The 15,626-nt window shown below is 63.6% G+C and carries 9 protein-coding genes and 1 other RNA gene; 6 read left to right on the top strand and 4 right to left on the bottom strand.

Features of this window, described 5'->3' with window-relative positions:
- The first annotated feature begins 196 nt into the window (after nucleotides 1-196).
- Complete coding sequence (gene aqpZ / locus ACIQUI_RS17110) at nucleotides 197-895, top strand: aquaporin Z (RefSeq protein ID WP_403200655.1); 699 nt, start codon at nucleotides 197-199, stop codon at nucleotides 893-895.
- On the opposite strand, the gene guaD is transcribed toward aqpZ, so the two are convergent.
- From guaD to xdhA, 4 genes are all read right to left on the bottom strand, one after another.
- Nucleotides 892-2,196 (bottom strand): guanine deaminase, encoded by a 1,305-nt coding sequence (gene guaD / locus ACIQUI_RS17105; protein WP_403200652.1) that lies wholly within the window; start codon nucleotides 2,194-2,196, stop codon nucleotides 892-894. The genes aqpZ and guaD overlap by 4 nt on opposite strands.
- A gap of 10 nt (nucleotides 2,197-2,206) precedes the next feature.
- Nucleotides 2,207-3,052, bottom strand: a complete 846-nt coding sequence (gene xdhC / locus ACIQUI_RS17100) for a xanthine dehydrogenase accessory protein XdhC (protein ID WP_403200650.1) — start codon at nucleotides 3,050-3,052, stop codon at nucleotides 2,207-2,209.
- Nucleotides 3,053-3,169: 117 nt separating this feature from the next.
- On the bottom strand, nucleotides 3,170-5,569 hold the full coding sequence (gene xdhB, locus ACIQUI_RS17095; RefSeq protein ID WP_403200648.1) for a xanthine dehydrogenase molybdopterin binding subunit: 2,400 nt from the start codon (nucleotides 5,567-5,569) through the stop codon (nucleotides 3,170-3,172).
- Nucleotides 5,562-7,016 (bottom strand): xanthine dehydrogenase small subunit, encoded by a 1,455-nt coding sequence (gene xdhA / locus ACIQUI_RS17090; RefSeq protein WP_403200646.1) that lies wholly within the window; start codon nucleotides 7,014-7,016, stop codon nucleotides 5,562-5,564. Before xdhA ends, xdhB begins: the two co-directional genes overlap by 8 nt.
- Nucleotides 7,017-7,284: 268 nt before the next feature.
- Between xdhA and ACIQUI_RS17085 the strand changes: the two genes are divergently transcribed.
- The 5 genes from ACIQUI_RS17085 to ffs all read left to right on the top strand — a co-directional run bounded on the left by ACIQUI_RS17085 (nucleotide 7,285) and on the right by ffs (nucleotide 15,486).
- Complete coding sequence (locus tag ACIQUI_RS17085; RefSeq protein ID WP_105946150.1) at nucleotides 7,285-7,944, top strand: GntR family transcriptional regulator; 660 nt, start codon at nucleotides 7,285-7,287, stop codon at nucleotides 7,942-7,944.
- 3 nt (nucleotides 7,945-7,947) lie between these two features.
- The gene (gene smc, locus ACIQUI_RS17080) at nucleotides 7,948-11,436 is read left to right on the top strand and encodes a chromosome segregation protein SMC (RefSeq protein WP_403200643.1); all 3,489 of its coding nucleotides are present in this window, start codon (nucleotides 7,948-7,950) and stop codon (nucleotides 11,434-11,436) included.
- Nucleotides 11,437-11,641: 205 nt separating this feature from the next.
- A complete protein-coding gene (zipA, locus tag ACIQUI_RS17075) occupies nucleotides 11,642-12,532 on the top strand; it encodes a cell division protein ZipA (protein WP_391133706.1) in 891 nt (296 codons plus the stop codon).
- 236 nt (nucleotides 12,533-12,768) lie between these two features.
- Complete coding sequence (gene ligA / locus ACIQUI_RS17070; RefSeq protein ID WP_403200640.1) at nucleotides 12,769-15,099, top strand: NAD-dependent DNA ligase LigA; 2,331 nt, start codon at nucleotides 12,769-12,771, stop codon at nucleotides 15,097-15,099.
- Between the two features lie 290 nt (nucleotides 15,100-15,389).
- Nucleotides 15,390-15,486: signal recognition particle sRNA small type (gene ffs, locus ACIQUI_RS17065), an RNA gene on the top strand.
- Nucleotides 15,487-15,626 lie beyond the last annotated feature (140 nt).

Raw genomic sequence — 15,626 nt, 5'->3', positions numbered from 1 at the left:
GCTCCCACACCAACCGCGCTGACCTCAAGGCATGCGCAGTACCTGTGGGAGCTGGCTTGCCTGCGATGGGGCGCGAAGCGGCCCCAGCCATTTCTGGCCATTAACCAAAGGTCTGCTAAATTCTTGTGGGCAAACCTTCATCAAGCAGTTGGGCTTGCGCATCCATTGCGTTCCACTACTTGTTGAGGATAGGTCCATGACCATGTCTCTGGGTAAACGAATAGGTGCCGAGCTGATCGGCACCTTCTGGTTAGTGCTTGGCGGCTGTGGCAGTGCGGTACTGGCAGCCAGTTCTCCTGTAGGCATCGGCGTTCTCGGTGTCGCTTTCGCCTTCGGCCTCACGGTCCTGACCATGGCCTTCGCCATCGGCCATATCTCTGGCTGCCACCTCAACCCTGCCGTGTCGTTCGGGTTGGTGGTGGGCGGGCGCTTCCCGGCCAAAGAGCTGTTGCCCTACGTGATCGCACAAGTAATCGGTGCCATCCTGGCGGCGGGTGTGATCTACCTCATCGCCAGCGGCAAGGCCGGTTTCGAACTGTCTGCGGGATTGGCCTCGAACGGCTACGCCGACCATTCCCCCGGCGGTTACACGCTGGGGGCGGGCTTTATCAGTGAAGTGGTGATGACCGCCATGTTCCTGGTGGTGATCATGGGCGCCACGGACTCCCGTGCGCCGGCAGGCTTTGCGCCCATCGCCATAGGCCTGGCGCTGACGCTGATCCACCTGATCTCCATTCCGGTGACCAATACTTCGGTCAACCCCGCACGTAGCACGGGGCCGGCCTTGTTCGTCGGTGGCTGGGCGCTGCAACAGCTGTGGCTGTTCTGGGTGGCGCCGCTTATCGGGGCAGCAATCGGCGGCGCACTGTACCGGGGCCTTGCCAAAGAGCCTTAGCGCTGGTGCACGCAGCGCCCGGCAGCGTAGGTTTCACGCACGGTGCGGTCGTCGCCCAGGGTGGTGAGCACGAACAAGGTCTCTTCGATGCTGTTGGACTGCTGAATGCGGTAGTCCAGCAGCGGCGTGGCCTTGTAGTCCAGCACCACGAAGTCGGCATCGTTGCCGGGGCGCAGGCTGCCGATGCGGTCGTCCAGGCGCAGCGCACGGGCACCGCCCAGGGTCGCCAGGTACAGTGACTTGTACGGGTGCAGGCGCGCGCCTTGCAGCTGCATCACCTTGTACGCTTCGTTCAGGGTGTTGAGCAGCGAGAAACTGGTACCGGCGCCAACGTCGGTGCCCAGGCCCACATTGACCTTGAAACGCTCGGCTTGCGGCAGGTTGAACAGGCCGCTGCCGAGGAACAGGTTGGAGGTAGGGCAGAAGGCCACGGCCGAGCCGGTTTCAGCCAGGCGCTGGCATTCTTCGTCGCACAGGTGCACGCCGTGGGCGAACACCGAGCGTTCGCCCAGCAGCTCGAAGTGGTCGTAGACGTCCAGGTAGCCCTTCTGTTCGGGGAACAGCGACTTGACCCAGTCGATTTCCTTGAGGTTTTCCGACAGGTGCGTGTGCATGTACACGCCTGGGTGTTCCTTGAGCAGTTGCCCGGCCAGGGTCAATTGCTCCGGTGTGCTGGTTGGCGCAAAGCGTGGGGTGACCGCATAGTGCAGGCGGCCCTTGCCGTGCCAGCGCTCGATCAGCGCCTTGCTTTCGGCATAGCCGGATTCGGCGGTGTCGGTGAGGTAGTCCGGGGCGTTGCGGTCCATCATCACCTTGCCGGCGATCAGGCGCAGGTCCAGGCGCTCGGCTTCTTCGAACAGGGCATTGACCGATTCCGGGTGCACGCTGCCGAACACCAGCGCGGTGGTGGTGCCGTTGCGCAGCAGTTCCTTGAGGAAGATCTTCGCCACCTGGTCGGCGTGATCCTTGTCGGCGAACTGCTTCTCGCACGGGAAGGTGTAGGTGTTCAGCCAGTCCAGCAATTGTTCGCCGTAGGAGCCGATCATGCCGGTTTGCGGGAAATGGATATGGGTGTCGATAAAGCCCGGGGTGATCAGCGCGTCCTGGTAGTGCTCCACCGGGATGTCGGCGTCCAGTGTCGGCAGCAGGTCGCCGGCATGGCCAATGGCGCTGATGCGGCCATCGTCGACTACCAGCAGGCCGTCTTCAAAGTACTCATGGGATGCCTCCAGGCCCACCTCGGCCGGGTCGGCGATGCTGTGCAGGATGGCGGCACGGTAAGCTTTGCGGGTAACGGTCATAACACACTCGTCAAATGGCTTGGCTGCGCCGGGAGGGCGGCAGCAACTGGGCAATGGGGCCGGCATTGGCGCCAGCGTCGTGCTGGCCGAAGCAGGCGTTGTAGGTGGCGATGATTTCGCCGGCGATGGACACGGCGATTTCGATGGGCAGCTTGCCCTTTACCTCTGGCAGGCCCATCGGGCAGCGCATGCGTGCCAGCACGGCATCGTCGTAGCCGCGCTCGCGCAGGCGGTGCTCGAACTTGACCCGTTTGGTTTTCGAGCCGATCAGGCCGAACCAGGTGAAGTCGTTGCGCTTGAGAATGGCGGCGGTCAGTTCCAGGTCGAGCTGGTGGTTGTGGGTCATGACGATGCAGTAGCAGCCCGGCGGCAGCTCGGCGACTTCGTCGACCGGTTCCTCGCTGACGACCTTGGTCACCCCGTTGGGGATGAGTTCGGGGAATTCCTGTTCACGCGAGTCGATCCAGCGTACCCGGCAGGGCAGCGCGGCGAGCAAGGGTACCAGAGCACGGCCGACATGGCCCGCGCCGAACACGGCGATCTGCGCCTGTACGGCGGCCATCGGTTCGAACAACAGGACGGTGACGCCGCCGCAGCACTGGCCCAGGCTGGCGCCAAGGCTGAAACGCTCCAGGTGCGGTGTGGTGCGCTGCTCTTCGAGCATTTGCCGGGCGATGTGCAGGGCCTTGTATTCCAGGTGGCCGCCGCCGATGGTGTCGAACAGGGCGCTGGCGCTGACGACCATTTTCGAGCCGGCGTTACGCGGGGTCGAGCCGCGCTCTTCGATGATGGTCACCAGTACGCAGGCTTCGCCACGGGACTGGTGTTCGGCGAGGGCGTTGATCCATTGGTGCATGATGCAACCTCTCTATGTTGCGCCGCAGATCCTGTGGGAGCGGGCGTGCCCGCGAAGAGGGCAGTTAAGCCACCATCGCATTCGCGGGCATGCCCGCTCCCACAGGGCTCCTCACTGTCAGTGGGTGACGGTTTCCAGTTCCTGTTCAGTCGGCTGCGAGTGGGCCACCGCCTTGCGCATCTGCTCGCAGCCCCACAGCACCCGCTCCGGTGTTGCCGGTGCGTCAATGTTCGGCTGCACCCGGTAATCGGCAATGCTCGCCACGGCGTCCTTGATCGCACACCAGGCGGCGATGCCGAGCATGAACGGTGGCTCGCCCACCGCCTTGGAGTGGAACACCGTGTCTTCCGGGTTCTTGCGGTTTTCCACCAGCTTCACCCGCAAATCCAGCGGCATGTCGGCTACCGCCGGGATCTTGTAGCTGGCCGGGCCATTGGTCATCAGCTTGCCCTTGGCGTTCCACACCAACTCTTCGGTGGTCAGCCAGCCCATGCCCTGGATGAAACCGCCTTCCACCTGGCCGATGTCGATGGCCGGGTTCAGCGAATCGCCCACATCGTGCAGGATGTCGGCGCGCAGCATCTTGTATTCGCCGGTCAGGGTATCGACGATCACTTCCACGCAGGCGGCGCCAAAGGCGAAGTAGTAGAACGGCCGGCCACGTGCCTGGCTGCGGTCGTAGTAGATTTTTGGCGTGCGGTAGAAACCGGTGCTGGACAGCGACACCTGGGCGAAGTAGGCCAGCTGCACCAGCTGCTCGAAGCTGACGATCTGGTCGCGCACGCGCACATGGCCATTGCGGAACTCGACGTCTTCCTCGGTGACGTTGTAGTGCCGTGCGGCGAACTCGGTCAGGCGCTTCTTGAGGATTTCAGCGGCGTTCTGCGCTGCCTTGCCGTTCAGGTCGGCGCCGCTGGAAGCAGCGGTCGGCGAAGTGTTGGGCACCTTGTCGGTGTTGGTGGCGGTGATCTGGATACGGCTGAAATCGACCTGGAACACCTCGGCCACCACCTGCGCCACCTTGGTATTCAGGCCCTGGCCCATCTCGGTGCCGCCGTGGTTCAGGTGGATGCTGCCGTCGGTATAAATGTGGATCAGCGCACCGGCCTGGTTGAGGAAGGTGGCGGTGAACGAGATGCCGAACTTGACCGGCGTCAGCGCCAGGCCCTTTTTCAGTACCGGGCTGTTGGCATTGAAGCGGCGGATCGACTCACGGCGCTCGGCATAGTCGCTGCTGGCTTCCAGGTCGGCGGTCATTTCTTCGAGCATGTTGTGCTCGACGGTCTGGTAGTAGTGGGTGACGTTGCGCTCGGTCTTGCCGTAGTAGTTGGCCTTGCGCACGGCGAGCGGGTCGCGGCCCAGGTGACGGGCGATATGGTCCATCACCTGCTCGATGGCAACCATGCCCTGCGGGCCGCCAAAGCCGCGGTAAGCCGTGTTGGAGGCGGTGTTGGTCTTGCAGCGGTGGCCGTGCACGGTGGCATCGCCCAGGTAGTAGGCGTTGTCGGAGTGGAACATGGCGCGGTCGACGATCGAGCCGGACAGGTCGGGGGAGTAGCCGCAATTGCCGGCCAGGTCGAAGTTGATGCCGTGCAGGCGACCGTTGTCGTCAAAGCCCACGTCGTACTCGACGTAGAACGGGTGCCGCTTGCCGGTCATGGTCATGTCTTCGACCCGCGGCAGGCGCATCTTGGTCGGTTGGCCAGTCAGGCGTGCCACCACTGCGCACAGGCATGCCGGGCTGGCGGCCTGGGTTTCCTTGCCGCCAAAACCGCCACCCATGCGGCGCATGTCCAGCACCACCTTGTTCATCGGCACGTCGAGCACTTCGGCGACCAGTTTCTGCACTTCGGTAGGGTTCTGCGTAGAGCAGTAGACGATCATGCCGCCGTCTTCGGTGGGCATCACCGAGGAAATCTGCGTTTCCAGGTAGAAGTGTTCCTGGCCGCCGATGTGCAGGGTGCCTTGAATACGGTGCGGGGCACTCGCCAGGGCAGTCGCGCTATCACCGCGCTGGTGGGTGTGGCTATCGAGCACGAAGTGTTTCTTGCGCAACGCATCGACTACATCCAGCACCGGTTCCAGGTCTTCATATTCCACGATGGCGGCCATGGCCGCACGGCGGGCGGTTTCCAGGTCGCGGGCCGCGACGGCAAGCACCGGCTGGCCAAAGAACTCGACCTTGTCGATAGCCAGCAGTGGGTCACCAGCCACCACCGGGCCGATGTCTTTCAGGCCGGGGATGTCTTCATGGGTGATGGCGATGCGCACACCCTCGAAGGCATAGCAGGGCGTGGTGTCGATGCGCAGGATGCGCGCATGGGCGCGGTCGGCGGTGCGCGCATACACGTGCAACTGGTTGGGGAACTCCAGGCGGTCGTCAATGTACTGCGCCTCGCCGGATACATGCTTGTCGGCGCTGTCGTGCTTGACGCTGCGGCCAACCCCGGTGGTCAGGCCCTGGCTGAACAGTTCGGCCATCTCGGCCTGGCTTTTGGCTACGTGATGGTTAGACATAAGCGGTCACCCGGGTTTCGATGTACGGCGTTTGCTGTTCGATGAAGTATTTGCGCAGCAGGTTCTGCGCGGTCAGCAGGCGGTATTCCTTGCTGGCGCGGAAGTCGCTGAGCGGGGTGAAATCTTCGGCCAGGGCCTGGCAGGCGCGCTCGATGGCAGCCTGGTTCCACGGCTTGCCGCGCAGCGCGGCTTCACAGGCGCGGGCGCGTTTGGGGATGGCCGCCATGCCGCCGAAAGCAATGCGCACACCGCTGACCACGCCGTCTTCGATGCTCAGGTTGAACGCCGCACACACAGCGGAAATGTCGTCGTCCAGGCGCTTGGACACCTTGTAGGCGCGGAACGCCCAGTCGCGGGTAGCGCGCGGCACGATGATCTTTTCGATGAACTCGCTGTCCTGGCGGGCAGTGATGCGGTAGTCGATGAAGTAGTCCTCCAGCGCCAGGGTGCGCTGGCGTTCGCCCTGGCGCAGGACTATTTGTGCGTCCAGGGCAATCAGCAGGGGCGGCGAGTCACCGATCGGCGAAGCGTTGCCGATGTTCCCGCCCAGGGTGCCCTGGTTGCGGATCTGCAGCGAGGCAAAGCGGTGCAGCAGGTCGCCGAAGTCCGGGTATTCCTCGTGAAGTGCTCCATAGCAGTCGGTGAGCGGGGTGGCAGCGCCGATTTCCAGGTGGCTGGCGGTTTTCTCGATGCGCTTGAGTTCGGCCACGTGGCCGACATAGATCATCACCGGCAGGGTCTTGTGGAACTGGGTGACTTCCAGGGCCAGGTCGGTGCCACCGGCCAACAGGCGGGCTTCGGGGTGCGAGCTGTACAGGTCGGCCAGGTCAGCCACCGTCAGCGGCACCAGGCAGCGTTTGTCGCCGCTGTTCAGCTCGCCGGTCTGGGTTGGGGCGATGGCCTTGAGGCGGCTGATGGTTTGCGCTTGCTGGTCATCGAACTGGTCGCGGCAGGGCTGGCGGCAGCTTTGCTCGGCAGCGTCCAGGATCGGCCGGTAGCCCGTGCAGCGGCACAGGTTGCCGGCCAGGGCTTCCTGGGCCTGGTGCAGGTCGGGGCCGCTGCTGTTCTTTTGCAGGGCGAACAGCGACATCACGAAACCGGGGGTGCAGAAGCCGCATTGCGAGCCGTGGCAATCGGCCATGGCCTGTTGCACGCTGTGCAGCTGGCCTTGGTGCTTGAGGCCTTCGACACTGATCAGTTGCTTGCCGTGCAGCGACGAGACAAACGTCAGGCATGAGTTGAGGCTGCGATAACGCAGGCTGTCGTTGCCCTGTTCGTCCTGGGTCAGTTCGCCGACCACCACGGTGCAGGCGCCGCAGTCACCACTGGCGCAGCCCTCCTTGGTGCCGGGTTTGCCCAGGTGCTCGCGCAGGTACTGCAGCACCGTCATGTTCGGGTCCAGGGCGTGCTCACTACGCAGCTCCTGGTTGACAAGAAACTGAATCACGGGGATAGCCTCGCAATGGTTTTATTGTTGTTGGGCGGACTCTAAGCAAGACCTGTCTGGCAGGTCAATATTTTTCTGACTCAAAGGTCAAGAAAATGCTCATGTCCATTCCCGGCCGAACACATTGCCCATATTCCAAGCATAGATCGCGCCGGGCGCGGGGCTGTCTGACGGGTCAAATAAACCGGCTTGCCCCTCTGCGCGATGACCGGCCAAGTACGCTACAATCCGCCCCTTGTGCCCAGTTCAATGATTTTGAAGGAAAACCATGACGTTCAAGGCCCCGGACAGCCTCTCCGAGCAGATTGCCGATTACCTGGCCGAACGCATCATCCGCGGCGAGCTGGCGCCAGGCGAGCGTATCCAGGAGCAGAAGGTCACCCAGGCGCTCAATGTCAGCCGCGGCTCGGTGCGCGAAGCGTTGCTCATCCTCGAGCGCCGCCACCTGGTGGCAATCCTGCCGCGCCGGGGCGCCCACGTAACCGAACTGGATGAGCGCAGCGTGCGCAGCCTGTGTTCATTGATGGGCGAGTTCTACATCCTGCTGGGTAACGCGGTTGCGCAAAAATGGCGCACCGAAGCCGACCTGCGCCCGTTCCTGGAGATCCAGCAGCGCTTGCAGCGCGCCCATGACCAGCTGGATATCAAGGCCTTCGTCGCCGACAGCTTTGCGGTAATGCGGGCGGCCTACCCGTTTGCCGACAACCCGTTCCTGCAGGAAACCGTGGAAAACCTGCAACCGGCCATGAGCCGCGCCTACTACCTGTCGCTGGACCAGCGCCAGGCCAACATGATCGACTACCTCGACCTTTTCGCCCGCTTGCTCGAAGCCGTGGTCGCCCGCGATTTGCCGCGCATCCGCGAGGTGCTTACCGCCTACGGCCAGCGCAGCTGCGAACTGGTGCTGGCGGCGCTGGCCCGAGGCTGACCGATGCGCCTGAAGTGCATTCGCCTGGCCGGGTTCAAGTCGTTCGTCGACCCCACCACGGTCAACTTCCCCAGCAACATGGCGGCCGTTGTCGGTCCCAACGGCTGTGGCAAGTCCAACATCATCGACGCGGTGCGCTGGGTGATGGGCGAGAGTTCGGCGAAGAACCTGCGCGGCGAGTCGATGACCGACGTCATCTTCAACGGCTCCAGCGGCCGCAAGCCAGTCAGCCAGGCCAGCATCGAACTGGTGTTCGACAACAGCGAAACCACCCTGGTTGGCGAATATGCCGCCTACGCCGAGATCTCGATCCGCCGCAAGGTCACCCGCGACGGGCAGAACAGCTATTACCTCAACGGCACCAAGTGCCGCCGCCGCGACATTACCGATATCTTCCTCGGTACCGGGCTGGGGCCGCGCAGCTATTCGATCATCGAGCAGGGCATGATCTCCAAGCTGATTGAGGCCAAGCCCGAGGAACTGCGCAACTTCATCGAAGAAGCGGCGGGCATTTCCAAGTACAAGGAACGCCGCCGCGAAACCGAGAACCGCATCCGCCGCACCCAGGAAAACCTGGCCCGCCTGACCGACCTGCGCGAAGAGCTGGAACGCCAGCTGGAGCGCTTGCACCGCCAGGCCCAGGCGGCCGAGAAGTACCGTGAGTACAAGGCCCAGGAACGCCAGATGAAGGCGCGCCTGTCGGCCTTGCGCTGGCGTGATCTGGATGAGCGGGTGCGCCAGCGCGAGTCGGTGATTGGCGACCAGGATGTGTCCCATGAGGCGCTGGTGGCCGAGCAGCGCAATGCCGATGCCAGCATCGAGCGCCTGCGCGACGGCCATCACGAACTGTCCGAGCGCTTCAATCAGGTGCAGGGCCGCTTCTACTCGGTAGCCGGCGATATTGCCCGGGTCGAGCAGAGCATCCAGCACGGCCAGCAGCGCTTGCGCCAGTTGCAGGACGACTTCCGGGAAGCTGAGCGCACGCGCCAGGAAACCGAATCGCACCTGGGCCACGACCGCACCTTGCTGGCTACCCTTGGCGAAGAGCTGGCCATGCTCGAACCCGAGCAGGAAATGACCCTCGCCGCTGCCGAAGAAGCGGCTGCTGCCCTTGAAGAGGCCGAGTCGGGCATGCACGGCTGGCAGGAGCAGTGGGACAACTTCAACAGCCGCTCTGCCGAACCGCGCCGCCAGGCTGAAGTGCAGCAGGCGCGCCTGCAACAGCTGGAAGCCAGCCTGGAGCGTCTGGCCGAGCGTCAGCGCAAGCTGGGCGAGGAGCGTGAGCTGCTGGGTAGCGACCCACAGGATGCCGCCATGCTCGAACTGGCCGAGCAGCTGGCCAGCAGCGAAATGCTGCTGGAAGAACTGCAACTGTCCGAAGAGCAGGTGGTGGAGCGCCTGGAAGGAGTGCGCGAGCAGCTGCATCAGGCCACCCAGGCACAGCAGCAGGCGCAAGGTGACCTGCAGCGCCTGGGCGGTCGCCTGGCGTCTCTGGAAGCTTTGCAGCAGGCCGCCCTGGAGCCGGGTGCAGGTGCGGCTGACTGGCTGCAAGGCCAGGGCCTGGAGCAACAGCCGCGTCTGGCTGAAGGCTTGCGGGTGGAGCCGGGCTGGGAGCTGGCTGTGGAAACGGTGCTGGGTGCCGATCTGCAGGCCGTGCTGGTGGATGATTTCAACGGCCTCGATTTTGCCGCTCTCGAGCAGGGTGAATTGTGCTTGCTGGTGGCGGGCAGTGCCGGCACATCGTTGCCCGGCAGCCTGCTGGAGAAGGTCGAAGGCCGTGTTGACCTGGCACCTTGGCTGGGCCAGGTCAAACCTGTGGAAGACCTGGCCCAGGCCCTGGCGCAACGTGCATCGCTTGGCGAAGGGCAGAGCCTGGTCAGCCGCGATGGCTACTGGGTTGGCCAGCACTTCCTGCGGGTTTGCCGCGGTGGGGAAGCGCAAGGCGGTGTGCTGGCGCGCGGCCAGGAAATCGAGCGCCTGGGCCAGGAGCAACAGGCGCAGGAAGCGGCGCTGGAACAGCTGGAGCAACAGCTGCAGGCCCTGCGCGAGCAGCAGTTGGCCCAGGAAGAGCAGCGCGAACAGCTGCGCCGCCGCAGCCAGGAAGAAAACCGCCTGCACGGCGAGCTAAAGGCCAGCCTTTCGGCCAGTCGTGCTCGCGCCGAGCAGGTCGAGCTACGCCACCGACGTTTGCTCGAGGAGCTGGCCGAGCTGGAAGAGCAGCGCGCCCTGGAGCATGAGCAACTGGGTGAGTCACGGCTGATGTTGCAAGAGGCCCTGGAGCTTATGGCCCAGGACACCGAGCAGCGCGAGCAGTTGATGGCTCGCCGCGACACCCTGCGTGAAAGCCTCGACCGGGTGCGCCAGGATGCCCGTCAGCACAAGGACCACGCCCACCAGTTGGCCGTGCGCCTGGGCTCGCTGCGCGCCCAGCACGACTCTACCCGTCAGGCCCTGGAGCGCCTGGAGCAGCAGGCTGCGCGCCTGACCGAGCGCCAGGAGCAACTGAGCCTGAACCTGGAGGAGGGCGAGGCGCCGCAGGAAGAGCTGCGTCTGAAGCTCGAAGAGCTGCTGGAGCGGCGCATGAGTGTCGACGAGGAAATGCGCCTGGCCCGTCTGCACATGGACGAAGCCGACCGCGAACTGCGCGACGCCGAAAAGCGCCGCACCCAGGCCGAGCAGCAGGCGGCGTTGCTGCGCGGGCAGCTGGAGCAGCTACGGCTGGAGTGCCAGGGGCTGGATGTGCGGCGCAAGACCTTGCAGGAGCAGTTGCTGGCCGACGGCTACGACCTGCAAGGGGTGCTCGCCACCCTCGAGGCCGAGGCCAGCGAGCAGGGTACCGAACAAGAGCTGGAGCAGCTTGAAGCGCGTATCCAGCGCCTGGGTGCGATCAACCTGGCGGCCATCGAGGAATACGAACAGCAGTCCGAGCGCAAGCGCTACCTTGACGCCCAGGACGCCGACCTCGTCGAAGCGCTGGAGACGCTGGAAAACGTCATCCGCAAGATCGACAAGGAAACCCGCAATCGCTTCAAGGATACCTTTGATCAGATAAATGCCGGATTACAGGCACTTTTCCCAAAAGTTTTCGGTGGTGGCAGCGCTTATCTGGAACTGACGGGCGAAGATCTACTCGATACAGGGGTAACGATCATGGCGCGACCACCGGGCAAGAAGAACAGCACCATCCATCTGCTGTCCGGCGGCGAAAAGGCACTGACCGCGTTGGCGCTGGTGTTTGCCATCTTCAAGTTGAACCCCGCACCGTTCTGCATGCTCGACGAGGTCGATGCGCCGCTGGACGATGCCAACGTCGGGCGTTACGCCCGCCTGGTAAAGGAAATGAGTGAAACGGTGCAGTTCATCTACATCACCCATAACAAGATTGCCATGGAGATGGCGGACCAATTGATGGGGGTGACCATGCATGAACCGGGTTGTTCACGTCTTGTTGCAGTTGATGTGGAGGCGGCCATGGCCATGGTCGACGCGTGATCCGCGACAATGGGGGCACATTCTGTAGCGAAATGCCCCCGCCATGTGCGACAGACGGTGTAAAGTTGTCTTTGGTCGTGCTAGCTTAATGTCACTCGTTTTTTGCGTGGGTAAAACGCCTGTCAGAACATAGAGTTGGCGCCACGTGTTAAAGGGCTTTGAACCCTTTGTTTTCAAGCATATTTTTATAGAGGCACGGGATTACATGGAAATCGGTCTGCGCGAGTGGCTGATCGTCATCGGCATCATTGTCATTGCCGGGATTCTTTTCGACGGCTGGCGCCGCATGCGCGGCGGCAAAGGCAAGTTGAAATTCCGTCTGGATCGCAGCTATTCCAACCTGCCGGACGATGAGGGCGGCGGCGCCGAGGTGCTTGGCCCGTCACGCGTGCTGGATAACCACAAGGAGCCTGAGCTGGACGAAAGCGACCTGCCGTCGCTCAGCGCTTCCGGGCGTGATCGCGAGCGCGAGCCCAAGCCAGCCAAGGCCGGCAAGCGTGGCAAACGCACCGCCGCCGCTGACGCACAGCAGGGCGACCTGAACCTGAGCGCCGAGCCGCGCGAGCCCGACCTGTTCGCCGACAGCGATGACGATTTTGACGCCGACAACACCCGCAGTAACGGTGCCGCACCTGCCAGCAGCAGCGTCAAGGAGCTGCCACCGGCCGAGGAAGTGCTGGTCATCAGCGTGATTTCCCGCGACGAGGGTGGCTTCAAAGGCCCGGCGTTGCTGCAGAACATTCTGGAAAGTGGCCTGCGCTTTGGCGAAATGGACATCTTCCACCGCCACGAGAGCATGGCCGGCCACGGCGAAGTGCTGTTCTCCATGGCCAATGCGGTCAAGCCGGGTGTGTTCGACCTGGACGATATCGACCACTTCAGTACCCGTGCCGTCAGCTTCTTCCTCGGCCTGCCGGGCCCGCGTCATCCGAAGCAGGCCTTCGACGTGATGGTGGCCGCCGCGCGCAAGCTGGCCCATGAACTGAATGGCGAGCTCAAGGACGACCAGCGCAGCGTGCTGACCGCCCAGACCATCGAGCATTATCGCCAGCGCATTGTCGAGTTCGAGCGCCGTGCGCTGACCCAGAAACGCTGACAGATCCAGACGAAAGAGCAGCCTGAGGGCGTGCTGGTCGGTTCAGGTGTTGTTAATGCCTGTACCGGCCTCTTCGCGGGCAAGCCCGCTCCCACAGGTACAGCACCGCCCTCGAGAGCTGTGCCGTACCTGTGGGAGCGGGCTTGCCCGCGAAGAGGCCGGTACAGGCAGCAGATACCTCAAGCCCCAGCACCGTCCTCAAGCTGCTCTTTTGCTTTGCAAGAGAAGACAATCCCATGACCGCCGAAACCCGTATCCACGAACTGCGCGCCGAGCTGGACCAGCACAACTACCGCTACTACGTGCTCGACGAACCCAGCGTGCCCGATGCCGAATACGACCGCCTGTTCAATGAGCTGAAGGCGCTGGAAGCCGAGCACCCGCACCTGGTAACACCCGACTCGCCCACCCAGCGCGTTGGCGGTGCTGCCCTGGCCGCATTCAGTCAAGTACGCCACGAAGTCCCCATGCTCAGCCTGGGCAACGCCTTCGAGGAAGCCGACCTGCGTGAGTTCGGCCGCCGCGTAGTCGAAGGCCTCGACCAGCCCGGCGCGGTCGACTACAGCTGTGAGCCCAAGCTCGACGGCCTGGCCGTGAGCCTGCTGTATCGCGATGGTCAGTTGGTGCAGGGCGCCACCCGTGGCGACGGCACCACCGGCGAAGACATCAGCGCCAACGTACGCACCGTGCGCAACATCCCGCTCAAGTTGCAGGGCGAGGGCTGGCCGGCAGTGCTGGAGGTGCGTGGCGAGGTGTACATGAGCAAGGCCGGTTTCGACCGGCTCAATGCCGCCCAGGCCGAGGCTGGTGGCAAGACCTTCGCCAACCCGCGCAACGCCGCCGCCGGCAGCCTGCGCCAACTGGATTCGAAAATTACCGCCAGCCGGCCGCTGGAGTTCTGTTGCTACGGCGTCGGCCAGTTGTCCGAGAGCATCGGCGACAGCCATATCGGCATCCTTGAGCAGCTCAAGGCCTGGGGTTTGCCGATCAGCCGCGAGCTCAAGCACGCGGCGGGGATCGAAGAGTGCCTGGATTACTACCGCGACATCGGCGAGCGGCGTAACAGCCTGCCGTATGAAATCGATGGTGTGGTGTTCAAGGTCAACAGCCTGGCCGCCCAGCGTGAGCTGGGCTTCCGCGCCCGTGAGCCGCGCTGGGCGATCGCCCACAAGTTCCCGGCGATGGAAGAACTCACCGAGGTGCTGGACGTCGAGTTCCAGGTTGGCCGTACCGGCGCGGTAACCCCTGTTGCGCGCCTGAAGCCGGTCAAGGTGGCTGGCGTGACCGTGTCCAACGCTACCTTGCACAACATGGACGAAATCGCCCGCCTGGGCCTGCGCATTGGCGACACGGTAATCATCCGCCGTGCCGGTGACGTGATCCCGCAGGTGATGCAAGTGGTGCTGGAGCGCCGCCCGGAACATGCGCGCCCGGTTGAAGTGCCGAGCGAATGCCCGGTGTGTGGCTCGCAGGTCGAGCGCACCCAGCTGGTCAAGCGCAGCAAAGGCAAGGAAACCACCAGCGAAGGCGCGGTGTATCGCTGCGTCGGCCGCCTGGCCTGTGGCGCCCAGCTCAAGCAGGCGATCATTCACTATGTGTCGCGTCGCGCCATGGACATTGATGGCCTGGGTGAGAAGAGCGTCGAGCAACTGGTGGACGAAGGCCTGATCGGCTCGCCGGCTGACCTGTACAAGCTTGAGTTCGATCAGGTCGTTGGCCTGGAAGGCTTCGCCGAGGTGTCCACCCAGAAGCTGCTGGATGCCATCGAAGCCAGCAAGCGCCCGAGCCTGGCGCGCTTCATCTATGCCTTGGGCATTCCCGACGTAGGCGAAGAGACCGCCAAGGTATTGGCCCGCTCGCTGGGCAGCCTGGCGCGCGTGCAGCAGGCATTGCCGCAGGTGCTCACCTACCTGCCGGACATCGGCCTGGAGGTTGCCTACGAGATCCACAACTTCTTCGAAGACGAGCACAACCAGAAGGTGATCCAGCAACTGCTCGATAGCGGCATGCAGTTGCAGGACGAAGGTGAACTGGCTGCCGAATTCGCCGCCAGCACTACACTGGCAGGCATGATTGCCAAGCTCGATATCGCCTCGGTCGGCCCGACCGGCGCCGAAAAGCTGGTGGCCAAGCTCGACAGCCTGGACAAGATCATCGCCGCCGACGGCATCGACCTGCGCCAGGCCTTGGCGGCCAAGCAGGCTGATGCAGTGCGCGAGTTCTTCAAGGACGAAGCGAACCAGAAGCTGGCGCGGGACATTGAGGCCCAGTTACTGGCGTTCGGCATGCACTGGAGTTGCGAGAAGAAAGTTGCAGAGGGCTTGCCGCTGGCCGGCCAGACCTGGGTGCTGACCGGCACCCTGGAACGCATGAGCCGCGACATCGCCAAGGACAAGCTGGAAAGCCTGGGCGCCAAGGTAGCCGGCTCGGTGTCTGGCAAGACCCACTGCGTGGTGGCCGGGCCTGGGGCGGGCTCGAAGCTGGCCAAGGCCAGCGAGCTGGGGGTGAAGGTGCTCGATGAAGATGCCTTCATCGCCTTCCTGGCCGAACAAGGTATTGCTATCTAAAACGTCTGCGCGACCTCTGTAGGAGCGGCCTTGTGTCGCGATCGGGCCGCAACGCGGCCCCACGATCTCAGCGCCACCACTAATATCGCTGGGGCCGCTTCGCGGCCCGATCGCGACACAAGGCCGCTCCTACAAGTCCTGCGCCTGTCTTGCCGTCAGCGCTACCTGCCACCCCACCCCTGACAAGTCATTGAGAAATGATGACTTTTTCTCCTCCAGAGGTTGTATCTGCCCCCAAGACCGGTACAATGGCGCCACTCGCTGCTCAGCGAGGCATGTAGTGGTGGCCCCATCGGTCCCCCCGCATTGATTACCCGTTAACCTGGTCAGGCCCGGAAGGGAGCAGCCATAGCGGGAACATCGAGTGCCGGGGTGTGGCTGGTGGGGCCGCCTCCATTTCAGGCCCTTGAATTCTCAAAGGCTCCTCGCAACACGCATCTTCTGTCGCCTTCAGCCAGTACCGCTTGGCATTCAGTTAATTGTTTGACGATCTCAACTCAAGCGAATGCTTGCCTTTGTGCGTGCCT

Origin of the sequence: Pseudomonas sp. NPDC090592 (genome assembly GCF_044769185.1) — a bacterium.
Classification (GTDB): domain Bacteria; phylum Pseudomonadota; class Gammaproteobacteria; order Pseudomonadales; family Pseudomonadaceae; genus Aquipseudomonas.
This window is presented reverse-complemented; position numbering and strand designations above follow the sequence as displayed.

Excerpts from the sequence above, each read along its gene's own strand:
- aqpZ (WP_403200655.1), top strand. The coding sequence starts at position 197 with ATGACCATGTCTCTGGGTAAACGAATAGGTGCCGAGCTGATCGGCACC.
- guaD (WP_403200652.1), bottom strand. The coding sequence starts at position 2,196 with ATGACCGTTACCCGCAAAGCTTACCGTGCCGCCATCCTGCACAGCATC.
- xdhC (WP_403200650.1), bottom strand. The coding sequence starts at position 3,052 with ATGCACCAATGGATCAACGCCCTCGCCGAACACCAGTCCCGTGGCGAA.
- xdhB (WP_403200648.1), bottom strand. The coding sequence starts at position 5,569 with ATGTCTAACCATCACGTAGCCAAAAGCCAGGCCGAGATGGCCGAACTG.
- ACIQUI_RS17085 (WP_105946150.1), top strand. The coding sequence starts at position 7,285 with ATGACGTTCAAGGCCCCGGACAGCCTCTCCGAGCAGATTGCCGATTAC.
- smc (WP_403200643.1), top strand. The coding sequence starts at position 7,948 with ATGCGCCTGAAGTGCATTCGCCTGGCCGGGTTCAAGTCGTTCGTCGAC.
- zipA (WP_391133706.1), top strand. The coding sequence starts at position 11,642 with ATGGAAATCGGTCTGCGCGAGTGGCTGATCGTCATCGGCATCATTGTC.
- ligA (WP_403200640.1), top strand. The coding sequence starts at position 12,769 with ATGACCGCCGAAACCCGTATCCACGAACTGCGCGCCGAGCTGGACCAG.